The organism is Enterobacter sp. MGH 4 (genome assembly GCF_000534735.1).
GTDB classification, from domain to species: Bacteria; Pseudomonadota; Gammaproteobacteria; order Enterobacterales; family Enterobacteriaceae; genus Enterobacter; species Enterobacter intestinihominis.
Window position 1 is genome coordinate 1,088,030 of the sequence record NZ_KI973289.1, and the last position, 20,328, is coordinate 1,108,357.

Sequence of the window (20,328 nt, forward strand, 5' to 3'; positions counted from 1 at the left end):
CTTAGTTGTATATCAGACTAAATGTCGCCAGGCTGTCTGCCAGCCCCGCGGTGGCCTGGGTTTCGGTGCGCACATATTGTGCGTCGTAATCCAGGGAAAACGCGGTCTGCCGGGCAGCGTTGGCAAAAGGTTCGACACCGGTGCTGTTGAGAGGAACGGTTGTACCTCTGGCGGCACCGTAGTTATCGCCATACAGAATGCGGATCCCCACGCCGGTAGCGGCGCTCTCCTGTTGACTTAGCGCCAGCACATCGTGATTCTGCGCGTCTTTTTCAGTCGGACCAAAGAACCCGATCTTCACCGCTGCCGTTTGGGATGCGTCACAGACCAGAGGGATGATGAAGCGGTGTTTATCCCCATCCATTCCTTTGTTGAGATCGCTTACGCTACTTTGTCCCATATTGACGGTGATGTTGTTATCCGAGATATAACAGCTCGATTTATGCACTTTCAGGTCGGCGGCAGCGACTTCCACCGTCACGCCAGCTTCAGATATCACCGCGCCGTTAGTATCCTCCAGAATCAGCGTTCCTGCGCGAATTTGCCCGCTGTTCGGCTGTTCATAGACAATCTCCTGCGCGGTTTTATAAAACACGACGAAGAACTGGGTCGCCATTTGCGAGGGATCGTTTGTGCTGCAAATCGCAACGCTGTCATCCCCCGAGGCGATGTAATGCACGGGTTCGGCTGCACAGTGCGTGGTTTCGCGAATGCCCACCGCAAACCCGACGCCGGGAATATCTGGCACGTCATAAACGGAGGCCGGGGCGCCCGTACCGTTCGGCGCCACGCCGCTGACGGGCGCTACGGTTAAGGCGTTATTGGCCACAAAGCGCATCGTTACCGGGCCGGTTCCCTCAGGACAGTTATAAAATGAGCGGTTTTCCTGGCCCAGGATAGCGCCTGAAAGCATCGACCCCGGAGGGATCGATGGGTTATCAGTGATCGAGTAGTTTTGAAAGTTAATGACCGCATCGCCCATGGTCGGCGGGCAGGTCTGAGACGCCCTTGCCGTAGCGTGAATCAGCAAAAAAGCGAGCATCAGGAGATTGATTAAACGGTTGATATTGTTCACAGATATCTCAGTAAGTTATTGGCACTGAAGGTTCATAAGCGTGACCGGAGTGCGGCCAGCGGTATCCGGAAGGCGTAATGGGGCGCTACAGCGCATATCCTGGCCTTTCTGCCGCCAGCTGGCATGCAAGGTCCCGCGTAGCGGCACGCCGCTGAGATAGACCTGTCCTGCTTCGCCAACGATGCCGACGCTTGATTTCGCAGACGTCCCGTTCGAGACATACGCGCTGGCGCCAAATGGAAGCGGGCGCCCGTGTGCCGTAAGGGTGATGAGCGTTCTGATGCCCACGTGGGTATGGTAATTCGCCAGGACGACCGCGCCGCTGGTCGGCACAATCGTTCTGCTGTTCTGGTCCAGATCGACATTTTCTGCCAGCGTTTCGGTATCCAGCGAAATGGTGTTTTTGTGATACGCCGATAAGGTTGGCATCACGGCATAACCTCGGGAGTCGGTGTGAACATTGGTCGCCCCTTCAACCTGAACGTCCGACGCCTCGTCAGCGCGGATCAGCGCCAGGGTATCCCCAAGGCTTTGGCTCAACGTCACCCCATACTGTGTTGCCACAATGCCGCCTGCCGCGCCGTAGTTCACGCGGTTGCTATAGCGATCGTGGCTGTACCCGAGACTGGCGCTGCCATAACCGCCGTGATAAGCCAGCGCAAGGTTGCTGTTCGCGGTATTGGCCTGGTTGTCGAAGCCCTGCTGGAGGTTATAGTTCAGGCGATCGTGGGCCAGCGCCGTACCATACAGCGAAACCTGCCGGGTAGTATGGCCATCAAGGTTATTGTTGAGGCTGTAGCTGGTTGTTGCGCCGGGTAACCAGCGGCTGAGTGGGACGCTGATGCTAAGGTTTATCGCCCGTTCGTTGTCGCTATCATCAGCGCTTGAGCGGGTGAGATAATACCCAACACTCAACGACACCCCTTTGTAGTTAGCGTAATAGCCAAGATGGACGGTTTGATCGACCGCCGAGGCGTTCCAGTAATCCTGACGGTAAAAGGATGCGCTGATATTGCCCAGCGCACCGAGATCCTGCGTCAAACTGAACTGTGTGCGGTTACGCCGGTTATGCACGTGCTGGTCTCGATCGCTGTCATCATTTGCTTCACTGAAACTGTAAAAGTCATGCGTCGTATAATGGCTGGTCGAAAGGGTGAGCGACGTGTTCGTCTCAGCGAGATTTTTTTGGTACTGAGCGCGTATTTGCTGCCCGAGGGCAAGCCTGTCATCACTGAGGTGTGCTTTCGCCGCAACGGTGTCCACACCCAGTGCCCCAAACCGGCCAAAATCTTTACCTAATCCCAGCGCGAGAGCCTGATAGTGGCCGGAAAGCTCCGCTCCGCCGTACAGCGTCAGGCTTGAAGACAATCCGTAAAAGGCGGAGGCCTGAACAAACGGCGGGGTGTCGCCCTCGGCGTCAGGGCTGTTATACCGTCCGGCGCTGGCGCTGAATTTCAGTCGTTTCTCCCGTAGCATGAAGGCCACCGAGGAGTAGGGTTGGGTGAACGTGCGTTCGCTGCCATCACTTTCATGGACCGTGATCTCAAGATCGCCGCTTTGCGAAGTGGGGAAGAGATCGCTAATGACAAATGCGCCAGGCGCAACATAGGTTTCATAGATGGTGTAACCGTGCTGGCGAACGCTGACGCGGGCATTGCTGTGAGCGACCCCGCGGATCGTGGGCGCGAAACCGCGCTGGCTGTCCGGCAGCATATTCTCATCCAAGGCAAGCTGAAGCCCCGTAAACTGAAAACTGTCAAAAACCTCGCCAGACGTGTAGGCATTCCCTATTGTTAACGCGCTCTTCAGCGGCGTAATGGCCCGCTGGAGTGATGTTCCCTGAGACTGCCAGTGATGGGTATTACCATATTCAAACGTGGCGTAATTGCGTAAACGCCACGCCCCCAGGTTGATACCGGATCGCAGGCTCAGATAGCTGCTGTTGTCATGAATATTGTCGATGTTGGTTGTCGAGCCCGTAAGATTGTAATCGACAAAAGCAGCGGGGATGCCGTCGTCCCACTGTTCGGGAGGAATATAATCGGCACTTTTTTGCAACATGGCTGCCTGCGGAATGCTGAAAACCAGCCGATGATGGGTGAAGTCAAAATGCGTCGACGCATCGGGAATATATTTGCCGATGTCCGTAAATGTCTCCTCGTCATGCAGCGCATCGAACGAAGAGAAGGCCGCGATGTTTATCCCAAGTCTCTTGAGGTACGCCAGGTTGAGGACCGGTGAGAGCGTTCCCCCCGTATCAACGAATGCAATTTCGCGCTCATCCCGCTGCGTCTGGTTAACAACAACCGCGACACGATAACGTCCCGGCTGCTGACCGCCTTGTCGGGAAAAATAGCTTAAGTCGCTAGCCTGCTGCTGATCTGCGGTGATCTCCAGCGCCTGAGGATCGAAGTACTCATCGGCCTGTGCCCGGCGCACATGAATGCCAGACGTGACCGCACCCGCAAGCATCGCGAGCGTATAAATGCGGGGTAAATTGCGTGGGCCGAGAGAATGCATGTGCGGTCGTTGGCTACATTCGCCAAAGGCGTGTTGTCACAGCGTCAGGATTGCGTGGCGACTCTCGTCAGCCCGCCGTAATCGTTGATCGCCTGCCAGCGAATGGTCCCCGAGCAGGGAATGTGCCATTGACGATCGGAGAAGGGGTCAATCATTCCCGGCATTTCAACGTCGGTGTTCCCAACGCTGACCTTGTAAAACGATACAAACCAGGGCGAGGGGTTGTGTGCGCTAAGCGTATTATTACGACAGGTAAATTTTAATTTTTTGTAGGCAAGTTCGGCATTGCCTTTCAACCCTGCGGGACGGAAAAATAACTTGAATTTTGACTTCACGTTAATCTGCAATTTGTTGCTGTTTGCTTTTTTGCTCGGGGCAATATTTTTGATGTTAAGCCAAAAAACAGATTCCCGGTCAGTGGGTAATGGCGTTCCAAGATAATTGATGCGCAGCGAGTTTTTCTGTTCCGCATCTAAACGAAATAACGTAGGCGTCACGATAAAGGGCGGAGCGGTTTTATTCTTACTGTCAATATTTTCAATCCACGACTGAATAAGATAAGGGGTTTCTTTTTCCATATTGGTAATGGAAAATGCCACTTCTCTTTGCCCCTCAAGGTAAACAACACGCGTACCGCCCATCACAACCCCCGCGTGTGCTGACAGACTCATGCCGAGCGAATAAAAGAACAGGGCCGCGGTGAGTTTCTTCATTTTCAGATCCCCGTAGAGGTAAAAGATAAGCAGAGAAAGCTCTGCTTATCATCAGTCGATCAGTTATAAACCATCAGGAAATTGGCATCTGCGTCGGCTTCTCCGGTGCTGACGACATCGGTGGTGGCATTATAATTGGCGTAGAAATTGAGTGTTTTTGAATCTTCCCCTTCGGCAAGGTCGATACTCTGAGAAATATCACCAATTTTAATCTGCGTGTTACGATCGCTTTCATAGAGTTTAACGGCAACGCCAGTCGCCGTATTGCCATCGCTGTCCACGGAAGAATTTAAACCCAGCAGGGTATTATCATTCGCATCTTTGTTACCATCAAACAACACGGAAACGGTTTTAACGGAATCCGGGCAACCTTCAACTGAGATCTGGAAAGGCGTGCGCGTGGTCTCTTTTTGGGTGGCAAAGTAGCTTGCAGCCCAGGTGCCTAATTCAACGGTTTGCCCTGCTGAGTCGGTGGTGATATTACAGGATGCATCGGTAATCTTACCGGTAAAATGGACTACGCCGCCCGTGCCCTGAGTCCCCGCATCGTTCTCTGGGTTGGTATTAATATTATTGTCGCTGTCACCAGAAGGAAGGCCCGCCAGCGCACTGCCACTTGCCATCATCAGGCCACAAAGGGTTAATGCGATCATGTTTTTTTTGTTGATCATGCCTATTGTTCTCATTCGCTTAAATATGTCAGTCTGGATATGCTGCTAGCAACACTGCCGGTGGCGTTATTGCTCAGAAAAAACAGCGCGAATGCTAACAAAATGCCAATCCAGGCCATAACAAAAGGTTGTCTAAAATTAAATTACTTTATTTTACGAAACTCCGTAACTTTCTTGTAACCTTACTTCGGGTTTGCTGATGTCGTTTATTGATGTTGCGAATCTAATTCCTGCCTGAGGGTTTATATTTGCCTTGTCACAAACGGTGCATTATTCATTGTGAGCTCAGTGGAGCTACTTTGTTATTGTCTCGTCCTGGCAGGAATAAAAATGAAGATATTTATTATTTCTATTGGGATATCAACGAATGAAACTGACTAAAATTGGTGCGACGCTTATTCTGACTTTCTGTGGCGCGAGCGCGGCGACGGCTTCTAACACTATCACATTTAATGGAACGGTGCTCGATCAGGGTTGTGATATTGCCGTTGATGGCGGCACGGCAAATGCGACCGTTGATCTGGGCTCAACGGCGGCAACCGACCTCGCTACAAAAGGCGACCTTGGCGCGCCAAAACAGTTTGTGTTCGACCTGAATAACTGCCCAACCAGCACGACTGCAAATATTGTCTTCTCAGGCCCTGTTGATGCTGTTGCAGCCGATCCATCCTATTTTGCAAACACTGCTACGCTGGGTGCGGCAACCAACGTGGCCGTTCAGCTCAAGCAGGGCGGCTCAAATGGTACCATCGTCAAAAATAATGCAGATAACGATCCTATTACTTTCACCGATGGCACAGCGAGTCAAACCTATACCGCGCAGATGATTGCCACCGGGCAGGCCGTTGCCGGCGATGTTAACGCTGTTATTACCTATAACGTCCGTTATAACTGATTCCGCAGGAGGGGAAACCCTCCTTTTTAGTTTGTGAGTGCATTATGAAACCCATCGCCGCTGTTATTTTATGCGTGGCCAGCGCCGCCAGCCTGAACGCGTCCGCCAGTATTGTTACCGGGAGTACGCGGGTTATTTTTGATGGCTCCCGCCAGGCCGCCTCTTTGTCCGTTGAAAACTCTGACAAGGTTACCAACCTGGTACAGTCGTGGATTAGCCCGGCTAAAGGCAGCCCGTTAAAAAAAGAAAATATGATTATTACGCCACCGCTATTCCGTCTGGAAGCCGGGAAAAAAGCGTCAATTCGTATTGTGCGTTCAGGTTTACCTGTTCCGGAAGATCGTGAATCGCTGTTATGGCTGAACGTGAAAGGGATCCCCGCTACCGACGGTAGTGAAGGTAAAAATACGATGCAAATTGCCATCAACTCAAAGATTAAGCTGATCTACCGTCCGGCAGCATTACAGGGGCAGACGCCAGAATCCAGTGCGGAAAAGCTTAAGTGGAACCTGACCGCGAAGGGTTTACAGGTCAATAACCCGACACCTTTTTATATGAACTTCTCACGAATTGAAATTAATCACCAGGCGTTAAGCGGACAGTATTTTGTCGCGCCATTCTCCACGTTGAGTATTTCTGAAGGTGTTATGTCACCTCACGGCAAAGTAACCTGGTCGCTTATTAATGATTATGGCGTGAAAGGCCCGGACAAAGTCACCTCATATTAATCGACACCGTAAGTCTCCCGCACGGATACAGGGTTACAATGGAAAAAGTGAAACAAACCTACGTCCTTTCTTTAGGGCTCGGGCTCAGTGTTGTCTTTAGTTCTTTCAGCGCACGTGCGCAGGAACATTTCAACCCTCATCTTTTGGAAACAGACAGCGCAGAAGTGCCAGCAATGGATCTCAGTCTGTTTGCCAAAGATGAGGTGCCGCCCGGGGACTATAACGTCGACATTTTTATCAACGGCAATCTGGTAGACAGTAAAACCCTCTCTTTTCGACGGTTGAAAAGTGCCCCTACGTCAGACCGCACAGGGGCATGCTTAAACGTCACTCAGCTGAAAGCCTGGAACGTTCGTGTCGATAACTATTTTGGCGAACAGGAAAAAGCCAGCGAATGTGTGGATCTGTTTACCATCCCCGGCGCGGACGAAAAAATCGATCTGGCGCAGCAGCGTTTCGACCTGATCCTGCCGCAGGTTGCTTTATTTAACACCGCAAGGGGTTATGTTTCACCGGAGCGCTGGGATGAAGGGATCACGGCGGGTTTACTTAATTACAGCGTCTCAGGTCAACAGGATCTGCATCAGCGCAACGGCACAGACAGCAGTAATCAATTTCTTAGCCTGCAACCGGGGCTGAACGTAGGCGCCTGGCGCTTTCGCAACTATTCCACCTATACCCATTCCGAATCCGAAAATGACTGGGATTCCGTGTATACCTACGCCTCACGGGATATTAAATCTCTCAAAAGCCAGCTGGTACTGGGACAAGGAACCACGCGCGGCGGCATTTTTGATAGCGTCGGTTTCACCGGGGTGCAGATGTACTCGGATAACGATATGAAGCCGGACAGCATGCAAGGCTTCGCCCCTGTAATACGCGGTATAGCCCGCAGCAATGCCGAAGTGACGGTATACCAGAACGGTCACAGCATTTATAAGGCTACCGTGCCGCCGGGGCCGTTTGAATTCAGCGATATGTATCCGACCGGCAGCTCCGGCGATCTACAGGTGGTGATCAAAGAATCCGACGGTACGCAAAGTAGCTTTATTGTGCCTTACGCCACGCTGCCGGTATTGCAACGTGAAGGTCAGGTGCAGTATGGCCTGGTGGCGGGCAAAACCCGTCAGGACGGGTCGGGTTCACGTGCAGAGGATTTTAACTTTATTCAGGGATCAGCGGCCTGGGGCGTCGGAAAAGGGATCACGCTTTACGGCGGCTATATTCAGGCGGAAGACAATTATTCCAACCTGATTGCCGGAACCGGTTTTAATATGGGCAGCGCCGGAGCGCTCTCATTTGATATTTCCCAGTCGTGGGCGGATATTCCGCAGCCGGACAACATGCGACAACAGGAACACCATAGCGGCCAGTCGTATCGCGTGCGCTACAGTAAGACGCTTCAGCAAACCAACACCGATATTGCCGTCGCCGGTTATAAATTTTCAACCCGGGGTTATCTTTCGTTTCAGGACTTCCTCAATGACTGGGATCCGGGCAATAGCACTATTGATAATGGCCGGGAGCGAAACCGTTTTGATGTGACAATCTCACAGACGTTGCCTTTCGGCACCCTGTCACTGAGCATGTACGACGCCTCTTACTGGAACAGTGAACATGCGGACTCCATGAACCTGGGCTTCAGCAGCACGCTTGGACCGGTGTCGTACTCGCTGAACTATGCCCACTCTAAAAACGTCAATGGCGGTCACAATAACGATTCCGATAACTACGACGACGATAACGTCTTCTCGCTTAACCTGAGCGTACCGTTCAGCGCCTTCAGCCACAGTGAAGCGGCCCGGTCTGTTTCGGCTAACTATTCGATGAACAGTAGTAAAAACGGCGATACCACGCACAACATCGGAATTTCCGGTACCGCGATGCAGGAAAACCAGCTGAACTGGCAGGTTTCAGAAGGCTATAACGCCGATTCTGAAGCTACTAACGGCAATGTCACTGTGGGTTATCAAAGTACTTATGCCGATATGTCCGCAGGCTATAGCTACGACGATTACAGCCGACGAGTGAATTACAGCCTGCGCGGGGGCATGGTGCTGCATCGCGACGGTATCACCCTGGCGCGTCAGCTCAACGATAGCGTAGCGCTGGTTGAAACACCGGGTGTTTCCGGTATGCCGATCAACGGGCAGACGAACGTTCATACCGATTATTTCGGTAACGCCATTGTGCCGTACGTTCGTCCGTATCACAGCAATTCGATCTCACTCAACACAGTGGATGCCAGCGATACTTCCGCGGCCATTGATAACATCGCCAAAACCGTGGTGCCGACCAAAGGGGCGGTAGTACGCGTGAAGTACAACACCTGGATTGGACAAAAGGCGATGATGACGCTGACCTACAATGGTAAACCGGTGCCGTTTGGCGCAGTAGTAACACAAACCAGCGGCGAGTCGGATGACACGCGCAGCAGTATTGTTGGCGACGGCGGGGAAGTGTATCTCGTCGGGCTCGCCGGGAAAGGGCGGTTAATTGTTAAGTGGGGGGAGACGGCGAACAAGCAGTGCGCCGTTGATTACACACTTGCCGGCGCTAAAACAGAGGCCGATATTTTATTCATCAACGGGGTTTGCCATCCCGTATCGGGAGCAAATTAATGTCACGCTTCATTATTCTCCGTTCCGGCCTTAAATCGCTCATCGGCCCGGGAATGGTATTCATGCTGAGCGTGTCGCCGGCAATGGCGTACACCGATCGCAATGATATTGAGTTCCATGTCACCGGAAACATTATTGATGGCTCATGTAACGTCACCAAACCGGAGGCAGTCGACCTCGGGAAATATTACTGGAAAGACTTTGCCGTAGCGGGGGGGAACACAGGAAATGTGCCAGTGACCATCGCGTTTGACAGCTGCACCGCAGGGTTAAGCCAGGCAACGGTTACCTTTACAGGCGCACCTTACGCTGAAGATCCGGCTTATGCTTCTGTCATTTACGCCAATCAGGTGGCGGCAGATGCAGGCGGCGCGACCGATGTCGGCCTTCAGTTGTTTATCCGTGACCACGAACATCCCATCAGCGGTGTCGCGCTGGCCAACGGCGTGAGCTACCCGGTTGCGCTCGAAAACCAAACCGGCGCGATGACTTTTACTGCCCGAATGTATACCCCACATGGGACCCCAACACCGGGTGCATTCAGCAGTGCGATTACATTGAATGTTGTTTATAACTGAGCTTAAGTGAGCAGACTAATTTCATGTCAAAATATTTATATTATCTGGTGTTATTGCTGGGGACAGTCCCACTATTAAGTCATGCAGCCTGTAACCGGGATAACGGCGATGATGTTACCGTTACGACGATCCCATTACCCTCGAAACTGTTGGTCAGTGCGAAAAATTATACCTTTGGCGAAGTGTTATACGATTCTGGATATATCAGCGGGACGGATGGGGATGTCACGATTAAAAACTGTAGCAGGGATTATTACGTAGGATTTCATTATAACCCGACTCATTTAGCGTCGGCGTCGCCGGTGGGAGATAATATCTACCCGACCACGATACCGGGTATCGGCATTAAGACCTACACGCTTAACCAGGCCGGTCCGTATGATTATGAACGTGCGGTTGATAACTCATGGCAGTCCGGCGATGGCGAGAGCAGCCATACGCTGGCGGGCTCGGCCTATCGTGTGCAGTTGATTGCGACGGGGGGTACAATCCCGAGCGGTAATCTGGCCCTTGAGAGCGGCAAACTGGCGACGGTGGAATTTCGTGAAGGGCAGAGCAGTTCGGATAACGGTGATAATGCGTCAGAAGTCTATTTGTCAAATACACAGATAGAAGTCTATGCGATGGGATGCTCAGCATCCGTTTCTTCCCTGCTGTTTAATATGGGCGATGTGGATACCTCTGCGTTTGATAATCTTAAGATGGTGGAAGGACCCGAACAGGATGTTGGTCTGAGCTGTCAGCCAGGCACCAACGTGACCTTGACCATCAACGGGCCGCTTGCCGAGGGCGACAACGATGATGGTTCAGTGATTGCTTTAGACCAGTCTGAATCGGGTACGACGGCGACCGGTGTGGGGGTCGTGATATCAGCCTATCAACCGGCGCTACGCAGTTTTACCTACTGGGCCATTGGTCAGGAGGTACAAGCTTTTAATTCCAGTCGTGTAAAAGCCGCATCACAAGGCAGTGGGCTGGCTGCCGATGGTACCGCGCTTGCTGATATCGGCTCCGCAACAACCTATAGCGATCCGGCAAATGCAGGCGGGGCCGGAGAGTCTGAAACCTTACGTTTCAAAGCGTGGTATTACAAAACCAGTGACGTTGTCACGCCAGGGCAAGCAAATGCCACCGGGACAATCACCCTTAAATATAATTGATACCTTTGATCATGACAGGGGGTAGCGCTGCGGTTTATTTTTGTACACCTCTGCGCTACCGTTATGTGTTTCTGTCGTGTACATTTCCTCTGCGACCCTATTTATTCGGTGGAACTGACAATGATTACTAAACGGTCTGAGCCACGCTTTTCAGTCATTCTGTTAATTTTTGTGTGTCTTGTAGGATTATATTCTTTTAACGGTCACCTTAAGCCTCACGCCGGACAAAAAGGGGTTGCATGTATTTCTTACAAGCGGATCCTGCGTGAATCACCGTTACTGGCACAGGAAAAAAAGCAGAACGAAATACTTCTCGCATTAGCTAAAAAATCCGCGCTTGAAGTTGAGAAAAAATATTACGCTCTGCCAGAACCCTTGCGCCGTGAAATGAAAGCGATCGATGATATGAGTAAAAACACGCAACTGCGGGCAGAGCAGGGTCGCCTGCGGCATATAAGCCAGCGAGTCATATCTGATACCGTTGAAAAATACAGAATAGATCATCACTATTCGGTCGTTTTCAATAAAGATAGCGCCTCTACAGTGGATTATGGTCACGACATCAGTAATGAAATCATTAATGAATTACAGCATGTAACAGTGGTGTACGGGCCGCGCCCTAATTTTGAAGATGCGACCCGGGAGCTTTTGCTCGCTCAACCTGTTTCCGCAGGATGAGTGATTTTACGCAGTCGGCTCGCGCTGACGATGACCGCTACCGCAGAAGCCGCCGCAGCGATCCACAGTGCAGCATGAATTGCTCTCTCATTTGTCGCCAGCAGTACGCCCACAGCGGCGGCCCCCAGACACTGCCCGAACGTGCGCATAATGGATAACACACCGGATGCATAGCTCGCATAGTCACGACTAACACGTTCATTTTTGAATATGGCTGGCGGCAGTAAGGGGTTATCCGTGCGGCGGATCTGCCAGATAAAAGCCATGCCGCTCAGCGCAGCGAGAACCGTCCAGCAAAGACTACCTGTGTGATAAGTAGCATCATGGAGGCTGTTCGCCGCCACGATCGTCGAACCCAACAGCAGCGCCGACAATATGGCGCCCAGGGTGTCAAAGGGCGCTTGCTTTCGAACCGCATCCCGCGGCAGCGCTTTGACCGCCAGCAGCAAGGCGAGGGTGCCGGGAAGAACGTTTATCGCAAAAAGCCATTGCCAGCTCAGGGTGTGAAGGATCGTACCGCCCAATACCGGGCCGATAGCGGAGCTGGAGGCGATGAGCAGGGCGTGCAAACCCAGAATGCGGCCAAGCAATCGTCCGGGAAATACGGACCGCAGTATTGCGGGAGCAATACTCAGCGTCGCTGCGCCGCCGATCCCCTGAAGCACGCGCATACCGATAAGCACTTCGGGCGTTTTCGCCAGCGCGCAACCCAGCGATGTCAGGGTAAAGGTCGTCAGGCCTGCCAGAAATACGGGGCGATAACCCAGGCGGGCCGCAAGCGCCGCGAATATCGCCAGCGTCATTGCAGCCGCCAGCAGATACCCGTTGGCGAACCAGACGGCATAACTGGCTGGCACCTGCATCTCCTGAGCCATGGAGGGCAGGGCAATATTGATCATGGTGCCATCAAAAACGCCCATTAACGTGGTGGTCATTATCGCGGCCATCACCCGTGCGCGCGTCGGGCCAGGCAGTCCATCGTCCCCGGGTTGGCTGGAAAAAAGCATCATCTTGTTGTCCTTAGAGAAGAGTGTGTGGATGACAAAACTATAAAGATGGCTTTTGCAGGGCGGAAGGCGCACCATTTGCACTTTATTGTTGCATGAAACGCCTTATCTGAATCTACAGGGAGGAAGGAGATGTCCGAACCCGATTTTAATTTGCTGATAGCACTCGACATATTGCTGAGCGAAGCGAGCGTGGCAGGCGCGGCACGTCGTCTGAACCTCAGCACCTCGGCAATGAGCCGGACATTAAGCAGGTTACGCGACGTCACTGGCGATCCGATTCTGGTGCGCGCCGGACGTAACATGGTACTGACCCCGTGGGCCGAAGCGACCCGGGACCGTGCCAGGCGTGCAGTGCACGAGGCCAGGGCGGTATTACAGCCCTCAACTGATACGTTCAGCGCGCGAAGTCTGGCGCGACTTTTTACCATCAGGGCAAACGATGGTTTTGTGGTGGCGTTTGGGCCTGCGCTTATAGCGGCTGTGGCCGACGCCGCGCCGGACGTCTGTATACGCTTTGCGCCTAAGCCGGAAAAAACGTCGCGCTATCTTCGGGAAGGGCTGGTTGATCTGGAGATTGGCGTCCAGAGTAATATGGGGCCTGAAATACGGCTTCAACGACTGTTTGAGGATCGGTTTGTGGGCGTCGTGCGTAAGGGGCATCCGCTGGCTAAGCAGGCAGAAATAGGGGTGAAGGATTATGTCGCCTGGGGCCATGTGGTAGCGTCACCCGAGGGTGCACTGCACGGATCCGTTGACGATGCGCTGGCCGAACTCGGAACAAAACGTAAAATCGCGAGCGTCGTACCGGGATTTCCGACGGCGCTGTCCGTGGCGGTGGCATCGGATCTTATCGCCATGATACCCGCGCTCTATTTACTCAATCAGCAGGTAACGGACCAGGTACACGTTTTCGAGCTGCCGTTCAAAAGCCGTCTAATTACGGTATCACAGATGTGGCACCCAAGAATGGAACGCGATCCCGCACACCGCTGGCTGAGAGAGCAAATTCTTGCGATATGCAGAGTGAAGAGGTCAGACATGATTAAGGGACCTGTATAGCGATTGCTATACGCGCCGCTTATGCTATGCTTGTAAAGCAATTGCTATACAAGAGGTATACCCATGAAATCAGATGTTCAACTCAATCTTAGAGCCAAAGAATCCCAGCGGGCGCTTATCGATGCCGCCGCAGAGATCCTCCATAAATCACGTACTGACTTCATTCTGGAGATGGCCTGTCAGGCAGCCGAAAATGTGATCCTCGATCGGCGTGTATTCAATTTTAACGATGAACAGTATGCAGAGTTCATTGATATGCTTGATGCCCCGGTCGCCGACGATCCTGCCATAGAAAAACTGCTGGCAAGGAAACCTCAGTGGGACGTGTAACCGCCCCAGAGCCCTTATCCAGCGTCCATCAACTGGCGGAGTTCGTCAGTGGAGAGGCCGTGCTTGACGAATGGTTAAAACAAAGAGGTCTGAAAAACCAGGCGCTTGGCGCAGCCCGAACGTTTGTCGTTTGTAAAACGGGCACAAAGCAGGTCGCGGGATTTTACTCTCTGGCTACCGGCAGCGTTAACCATACGGAAGCGACAGGTAATTTGCGGCGTAACATGCCGGATCCCATTCCCGTGATTATTCTTGCCCGTCTGGCTGTCGATGTCTCAATACGCGGAAATGGGTTGGGAGCCGATTTACTCCAGGATGCGGTTTTACGCTGTTATCGGGTAGCAGAGAATATTGGGGTGCGGGCGATCATGGTTCATGCACTCACTGAAAAAGCCAAAGCGTTTTATATCCACCATGGTTTTAAAGCATCGCAGACTCAGGAACGGACACTGTTTCTCAGGCTTCCTCAGTAGCGGCGGGATTTTATGGAATGAATGTTCAGCCCGTCTGGCTGATAAGCTTGCGCCAGACTCTGTTATGCAAAGTAAATAGCAGCATCCTATAGAAAGCGGTAGAGAGGATACAGCTGCCGCTAAGCCCAAGCATGACAATAGTTACCAGCGCCGCGGTCAGGCTGACGCCCGGAGAAGAAGTACCGCTCAGCGCAGCCAGCAGATAGGCTGCCGTTAATACCAGGCTTAACACCGCCAGCGTAAGATGTAACCGCACGGCGCGCATGCTACTTTTGCCAATCATAAACATCGTCACTCCGTTGATGCCGGCAAAGAGTAGGGCGATCAGCACAACCCACACGAAAACGCGCTGTGCTGGCTGGCCGAGCGCGGTGAGTACGCCATACCCCAGCCACAGTTGCGGAATGGCGAAACTGACAATCACCCCGAGCGTACTAACCGCTGCCGGAATACCCATGGTATGAAGCCCCACGGGCTTAACCATATCATCAGCCAACTGCGTCTTCAGCTGCTGCAACTGTTTCGGGGCGGCATTTTTTATGCTGGCGGACACCTCATTACAATATTGCAGGCGACGGGTTAAAACTTTAAACATTTGAATACTCAGCGTTTATTTTCTATATCCAAACTGCCCCCCAGTACAACAATTCGGAAAGTTTAAAACAAAAGCAGCAAGGAACCGATCTTATAAATAGTGTATTATTTTTTCAGGTTAAAGGAGACGTGAATGACAGTGAAAAACCAGGAACTCATAGCGGCAGGATTCACCAGTAAGGATATCGAGCGAATCAAACGTCACCAGGCGACGGGGGAATCGCAGGAAAAGGTTCTGAAGGATCTGGCCGGTTATTTCCTGTCGGTAGCCTGGATCACCGGCGGGATGGCCATCATCACCTTGTTCACCGCGATCTTTGGCAGCGCCAGCCATGTTATCTCCTGTGTGGTTGCCGTCGTCTTTTTGCTAATTGTTCTGCTTCTGGTGATGCCGGTCAGACTTGGCTATAAATCATGGAAGCTGATGAGAACACAGATCAGCGACTCCGGTCATCACGGGTAAGGAGTTCCAGTACCACCTTCGCGCTCACCCCCCATCCCATAACCTTCATCGTCAGTTTGCCCGGAGACATGGTTTCCACCTTGCGGTAATAGTCTCCGGGAAGATAACGGAAAAGACGCCAGGCATCAGCTTTACCAGTCATACCAAACACCCCATAAACGCTGGCTGCAAGCGTGGTTGCGTTAAAGATCCCCAGGCCAACATCGCGACTGAACCCCATAAATTCCGCTATGGACATAGCGCCGTCCGCTATTAGAAACGCAGCGAACACAGAATGTTTTCTTGAATCCCCAGATGTTTCTTGCTCAGTTCATTCATTCCATAAATTGTGGCGAACATAACCGGTAGGGTAGTCACATCATCAACTATGAGATGATTTCTCTGATTCATCGGTAAGCTCCTGAAAGAGAGGAACTCATGGACTAAAGAATAAACTCACCGTATTTAACATAATATACATTATGCGCACTTAGATTGTAGAGGCTCAATGCTAATGTCTATTTGTGGCTCATTAGGAATGTCCAGGCTATAGTTTTCAGACCTGTATGTCTAGTCAACGACTCACTTTTTCCTGATGAGGAGTTTGCTATGGCTATACATGACGTCGGGATGTTCACCGTGAAAGAAATCAACCGCCTCAAAATCCTTCAAGACGTCATCGACCGTAACCTGCGTCCTGGCCAGGCTGCGGAAATGCTCGGCATCACGCCACGCCATTGCAGCCGTCTGCTGAAACGTTATCGTCAGTCCGGACCGCTTGGTATGAACAACCAGAGTCGCGGTCGCACCGGAAACCGCCTGTTGCCCACATCACTGACTGACCTGGCACTGAGTATCATACGAGAACGCTACCACGATTTTGGCCCCACGCTGGCCCGGGAAAAACTGGAGGAACTTCATGGTCTGGTCCTGGGCAAGGAAACCATCAGGCGCCTTATGATAAAAGCCGGACTCTGGATCCCTCGAAGACAACGCGCACCGAAAATTCATCAGCCCCGTTACCGACGTCCCTGTACCGGCGAGCTGATCCAAATTGACGGCTGTGACCATCACTGGTTTGAAAACCGGGGTCGGCCCTGTACGGCGCTGGTCTATGTCGACGATGCCACCAGTCGTCTGATGCACCTGCTGTTTGTGAAATCTGAGTCCACCTTTACCTATTTTGAAGCGACCCGTGGCTATATCGAGAAATACGGTAAGCCCATGATCCTATACAGCGATAAAGCCAGTGTCTTCCGGGTCAATAATAAACATGCCACCACCGGTCCCGGCGAAACGCAGTTTGCCCGAGCCATGCGCTGCCTTAACATCACCCCTTTGTGCGCTGAAACCAGCCAGGCCAAAGGGCGCGTGGAACGTGCTCATCTGACACTTCAGGACAGGCTGGTTAAGGAGCTAAGGCTTAAAGGGATCAGTACGATAGAAGCTGCGAATGCATTTGCTGAAGAATACATGGCAGATTATAACCGGCGCTTTGCCAAAGCCCCCTTGCATGAATTTAACGCGCATCGGCCGCTGGCATTAGACGATGACCTGGATGCGGAATTTACCTGGCGAGAGCCACGGCGGGTTTCAAAAAACCTTACCGTACAGTACGATAAAGTGCTGTATCTGATTGAAGACAGTGAGTACAGCCGCCGGGCCATCGGTAAGTATATCGACGTCTGGCACTATCCTGACGGACATAAGGAACTGCGCCTGAATGATGTGCTGCTCCCCTATTCCACCTATGACCGGTTATCGGAAGTTGACCCCGTCGCGATTGTTGATAATAAAAGACTGGGCCATGTGCTGGACGTTGCCCGGCAGGTTCAGAGAAAACGCGACAATAATCGGTCACAGTCGGTACCTGCTGGCGATGAACCTTCCCGCAGGCGGCATGCACCCGGCATTAACAAATCTCAGCGTTCGCTGAACGAAGATGACATGCTTGAAGCCATGATTAAGCTTCAGGGTAGCTCTGAGGCCATTTTTGGAAAAAGATGAACCCAATGCAATCGAGCAACAGCGGCTAATTCACCCTGAAAAAGAGGCCAGATATGTCAGAAACAGATGAAAAAGTGATGATGTCCCTCAGGGAACGCTACCGGCTGGAACTCATTGAAGCCGTTATATCCCGGGAATTAAGCCTGACGGATGCGGCTGCATCAATGGAGATAACCCCGCGTCACTGCCGCCGTCTGATTGCGCAATACCTACAGGCAGGGCCTGGCGGGTTAGTCAGCCAGCGGCGTGGAAAACCCAGTAATCACCGGCTTCAGGCAGAGCTTAAAGCCCGCGTTATTCATTTTCTGAAAACTGAGTGCCTGAACATGGGACCGACACAGGCACAAAGAATGCTGGTAGCCTCTGAGAGTATCAGCCTGTCAGTCGAAACGGTGAGACAGTTGATGATTGCAGAAAAGTTATGGCAACAAAAATCGAAAACCCCATAAGCGAATTATCCCGGAATGAATGACAGCCTTGGTTTAAACTTGAACTGGCAGGACTCTGCGGTATAACCCGACCGTCTGCAATGAGCGAAGCGGACATTTACATATTTGTTCCGATAGCCTAATTAGTGCACCACTACATTTTATTCACCTGACTCATGCGTCGTGTGGTCCTGTACTGATCGGGGGAAGTACCGGTAAATCGTCTGAACATGACAATAAACGCAGACGTGGTTGAGTAACCTAAATCAAGGGCAATGCTTTGTACAGTATGCCCCGCATCAAGACATTCCAGTGCATACATAAATTTCAGTCTCAGTCGCCATTCTCCGAAGGACATCCCCAGCTCACGCTGACATCTGCGTTCAAGAGAACGTGACGTGGTATGAAGCGTTGACGCCAGTTCCCTTACACTTCGCTTATCCCCGGGATTATCCTGAAGGAGTCTCAGTAACCGGTTCAGCTCTTCGGAAGAGGCGTACGGCAGGTAGTTATCATGTGTTTCTACATTCAGGATTTGATCCAATGCGACCTGAGCCATGCGGATATCCTGTTCTGTTTCTGGCGAACGGATGTCCCTTAGCGCAAAGTCGTCAAAAATGGCTCTTAACACCGGGCTGACACTCATTGTGCATGGCGCTAAGGGCAGTCTTGCCGAGGTCTCAAGTCCAATGTAAACCGAACGGTAAATAGCCTCCTGAAGCGTATAGGAGAAGTGCTCCACGTTTGGGGGGATCCAGATGGCATACTGAGGTGGCGACAAATACCGGATACCATTAATTTCGAGATTCATGACCCCGAAAGAGACATAGTTTAGCTGTCCCCATGAATGAGAGTGAGTCTGCCATTCCATCGCCGCAAGCTGGTCATGCCGGAAATAAAGCTCGCCAGGCAAATCATTAATAACAGGAATAACTCCGGATTCTCTCACCCAATCTCTCCACGAACAGTTGTCGTATTTTCACAATATCATTAATTATAGCCTAGAAAAGGTGGCAGGATAACCGCGGTTCAACCTGTCTAAAGATCTGCATCAAATGTCGTAAAATGATTATATATTCTATTTAGGACGAGTGTTAAAGTCTGCATTGATTCAAAAACGCAGGATATTACTATGAGCTACTTATTCCCACTTCTGGCCGCTTTCCTCTGGGGCACCAACACAATCATTACCAAAATGACGTCCGGCGTCATTTCACCAAGTGAGATAAGTTTTCTCCGCTGGCTGATTGCCGTAATTATTCTGACACCGGTTATCTGGCGTCCAATGAAAAAACATAAAAAAGAAGTTCTGCCAAATATACCTAAGTTAATGATGTTGGGTTTATTAAGCAGCGTCATTTTCCAGGGTATGGCATATAACGCAGCGGCGTATACCTCCGCAATGCACATGGGAATTATTCAGGCTCTGATGCCCCTGATGGCGATCATCCTGGCAAGCTTGGTATTCAGAAATAAACCGGGGGCAGGTACTGTTGTGGGTGCACTGGTGTCCCTGGCCGGTGTTGTGCTGGTCATCTCAGGTGGAGAACCGTCAAAGCTGATCACACAGGGGATGAATATCGGTGACGGGCTGATGCTTGTGGCGACCTTTGCAATGGCGATTTATAACATTCTGCTGAAACGCTGGCATGTCAACGTGCCGCTGATTTTGTCCCTGTATGTTCAGGCGACAACCGCAGCCGTGGTGTTAATGCCATTTTACCTGACAGGTGAAAAACACACCCTGACCCTGGTTTCCGGCGGAATGGTTCTGTATGCGGCGATTGGCGCGTCGATTCTGGCGCCACTGACATGGATGGTCGGCTCAAAACGTCTCGGCCCTTCACGTGTGTCGCTGTTCTTTAACCTGATCCCGATTTTTACCGCAATCATGGCGATCCTGTTCCTGAACGAAGAGTTCACCTGGTCGCTGCTTGTTGGTGGCGTGCTGTCCCTTGGCGGCGTGGTCATTGTTGAGGTATTCAATGGCAACCAGGCTGTGACCGTTAACGATGTCCATCACCATACCGGAAAGAAAACCAGAAAATAGTTGCACCGGTCATAAGCAGGCGTCTGGCTACTGAGCAATGAGATAACGACAGGAGTTGTGTGGGACTGGGATAGCTGACGACCTAACGACTGCCGTAGTGGTGTCCGCTTCTTGCACGGAGCGGACAAGTTAACTGCGCTGAAGGTCTGCTGAGAGCGCAGTCTGTGTGAAAACCCTAACCCAAAACCGAAGTGCGTGAGGCTATGCAAAATCTGGAATCCGATCGACTGGTCAACAACATCAAATTTTACGTAGGAGCGCATTTTTCGGCTCTTTTCTCCCCCCTTTCTGCGATC

General features: G+C 51.8%; 21 protein-coding genes. 13 read left to right on the forward strand and 8 right to left on the reverse strand.

The features are described 5' to 3' along the window. Position 1: 1 nt before the first annotated feature. Genes L350_RS17255 through L350_RS17240 form a run of 4 tightly spaced genes read right to left on the reverse strand, consistent with a single transcriptional unit; the run spans position 2 to position 4,979 of the window. Complete coding sequence (locus L350_RS17255) at positions 2-1,075, reverse strand: fimbrial protein (RefSeq protein ID WP_023306219.1); 1,074 nt, start codon at positions 1,073-1,075, stop codon at positions 2-4. A 15-nt stretch (positions 1,076-1,090) separates the two neighbouring features. After that, a complete protein-coding gene (locus L350_RS17250; RefSeq protein WP_227022496.1) occupies positions 1,091-3,595 on the reverse strand; it encodes a fimbria/pilus outer membrane usher protein in 2,505 nt (834 codons plus the stop codon). 44 nt (positions 3,596-3,639) lie between these two features. Then, the gene (locus L350_RS17245) at positions 3,640-4,308 is read right to left on the reverse strand and encodes a fimbrial biogenesis chaperone (RefSeq protein WP_023300135.1); all 669 of its coding nucleotides are present in this window, start codon (positions 4,306-4,308) and stop codon (positions 3,640-3,642) included. Positions 4,309-4,367: 59 nt separating this feature from the next. Beyond that, complete coding sequence (locus L350_RS17240) at positions 4,368-4,979, reverse strand: fimbrial protein (protein WP_032624236.1); 612 nt, start codon at positions 4,977-4,979, stop codon at positions 4,368-4,370. 367 nt (positions 4,980-5,346) lie between these two features. Here L350_RS17240 and L350_RS17235 point away from each other — a divergent pair, with 367 nt between their 5' ends. The 6 genes from L350_RS17235 (at position 5,347) to L350_RS17210 (ending at position 11,639) form a co-directional block, all read left to right on the forward strand. Continuing rightward, a complete protein-coding gene (locus L350_RS17235; protein WP_022648149.1) occupies positions 5,347-5,874 on the forward strand; it encodes a fimbrial protein in 528 nt (175 codons plus the stop codon). A 44-nt stretch (positions 5,875-5,918) separates the two neighbouring features. Beyond that, a complete protein-coding gene (locus L350_RS17230) occupies positions 5,919-6,602 on the forward strand; it encodes a fimbria/pilus periplasmic chaperone (protein ID WP_032624237.1) in 684 nt (227 codons plus the stop codon). Between the two features lie 38 nt (positions 6,603-6,640). Further along, the gene (locus L350_RS17225) at positions 6,641-9,223 is read left to right on the forward strand and encodes a fimbria/pilus outer membrane usher protein (protein ID WP_032624238.1); all 2,583 of its coding nucleotides are present in this window, start codon (positions 6,641-6,643) and stop codon (positions 9,221-9,223) included. Next, the gene (locus tag L350_RS17220; RefSeq protein WP_022648146.1) at positions 9,223-9,801 is read left to right on the forward strand and encodes a fimbrial protein; all 579 of its coding nucleotides are present in this window, start codon (positions 9,223-9,225) and stop codon (positions 9,799-9,801) included. Before L350_RS17225 ends, L350_RS17220 begins: the two co-directional genes overlap by 1 nt. A gap of 23 nt (positions 9,802-9,824) precedes the next feature. Beyond that, on the forward strand, positions 9,825-10,961 hold the full coding sequence (locus L350_RS17215) for a type 1 fimbrial protein (protein ID WP_032624240.1): 1,137 nt from the start codon (positions 9,825-9,827) through the stop codon (positions 10,959-10,961). Positions 10,962-11,081: 120 nt separating this feature from the next. Further along, complete coding sequence (locus tag L350_RS17210) at positions 11,082-11,639, forward strand: OmpH family outer membrane protein (RefSeq protein ID WP_032624241.1); 558 nt, start codon at positions 11,082-11,084, stop codon at positions 11,637-11,639. Here the strand turns inward: L350_RS17210 and L350_RS17205 are convergent. Then, on the reverse strand, positions 11,618-12,649 hold the full coding sequence (locus L350_RS17205) for an MFS transporter (RefSeq protein ID WP_032624242.1): 1,032 nt from the start codon (positions 12,647-12,649) through the stop codon (positions 11,618-11,620). The genes L350_RS17210 and L350_RS17205 overlap by 22 nt on opposite strands. A 129-nt stretch (positions 12,650-12,778) precedes the next feature. Between L350_RS17205 and L350_RS17200 the strand changes: the two genes are divergently transcribed. From L350_RS17200 to L350_RS17190, 3 genes are all read left to right on the forward strand, one after another. After that, complete coding sequence (locus L350_RS17200; RefSeq protein WP_032624243.1) at positions 12,779-13,708, forward strand: LysR family transcriptional regulator; 930 nt, start codon at positions 12,779-12,781, stop codon at positions 13,706-13,708. A gap of 63 nt (positions 13,709-13,771) precedes the next feature. Next, positions 13,772-14,038, forward strand: a complete 267-nt coding sequence (locus L350_RS17195) for a type II toxin-antitoxin system TacA family antitoxin (RefSeq protein WP_003857131.1) — start codon at positions 13,772-13,774, stop codon at positions 14,036-14,038. Next, positions 14,026-14,511, forward strand: a complete 486-nt coding sequence (locus L350_RS17190; protein ID WP_032624244.1) for a GNAT family N-acetyltransferase — start codon at positions 14,026-14,028, stop codon at positions 14,509-14,511. The genes L350_RS17195 and L350_RS17190 overlap by 13 nt, the downstream gene beginning before the upstream one ends. Positions 14,512-14,536: 25 nt before the next feature. Here the strand turns inward: L350_RS17190 and L350_RS17185 are convergent, their stop codons facing one another. After that, positions 14,537-15,106, reverse strand: a complete 570-nt coding sequence (locus L350_RS17185) for a hypothetical protein (RefSeq protein ID WP_032624245.1) — start codon at positions 15,104-15,106, stop codon at positions 14,537-14,539. Between the two features lie 132 nt (positions 15,107-15,238). Between L350_RS17185 and L350_RS17180 the strand changes: the two genes are divergently transcribed. Beyond that, complete coding sequence (locus L350_RS17180) at positions 15,239-15,568, forward strand: hypothetical protein (protein ID WP_023306210.1); 330 nt, start codon at positions 15,239-15,241, stop codon at positions 15,566-15,568. Here L350_RS17180 and L350_RS17175 read toward each other — a convergent pair. Continuing rightward, complete coding sequence (locus L350_RS17175) at positions 15,543-15,806, reverse strand: DUF4225 domain-containing protein (RefSeq protein ID WP_022648138.1); 264 nt, start codon at positions 15,804-15,806, stop codon at positions 15,543-15,545. The two genes, L350_RS17180 and L350_RS17175, sit on opposite strands and share 26 nt — an antisense overlap. A gap of 350 nt (positions 15,807-16,156) precedes the next feature. Here L350_RS17175 and L350_RS17170 point away from each other — a divergent pair, with 350 nt between their 5' ends. Beyond that, a complete protein-coding gene (locus L350_RS17170; protein WP_032624246.1) occupies positions 16,157-17,554 on the forward strand; it encodes an ISNCY family transposase in 1,398 nt (465 codons plus the stop codon). Between the two features lie 53 nt (positions 17,555-17,607). Continuing rightward, a complete protein-coding gene (locus L350_RS17165; RefSeq protein WP_032624247.1) occupies positions 17,608-18,003 on the forward strand; it encodes a helix-turn-helix domain-containing protein in 396 nt (131 codons plus the stop codon). Positions 18,004-18,136: 133 nt separating this feature from the next. Here the strand turns inward: L350_RS17165 and L350_RS17160 are convergent, their stop codons facing one another. Further along, positions 18,137-18,931, reverse strand: a complete 795-nt coding sequence (locus L350_RS17160; RefSeq protein WP_032624248.1) for an AraC family transcriptional regulator — start codon at positions 18,929-18,931, stop codon at positions 18,137-18,139. 183 nt (positions 18,932-19,114) lie between these two features. On the opposite strand from L350_RS17160, the gene L350_RS17155 reads away from it, so the two are divergent. After that, the gene (locus L350_RS17155; protein ID WP_050595060.1) at positions 19,115-20,032 is read left to right on the forward strand and encodes a DMT family transporter; all 918 of its coding nucleotides are present in this window, start codon (positions 19,115-19,117) and stop codon (positions 20,030-20,032) included. The last annotated feature ends 296 nt before the right edge of the window (positions 20,033-20,328 follow it).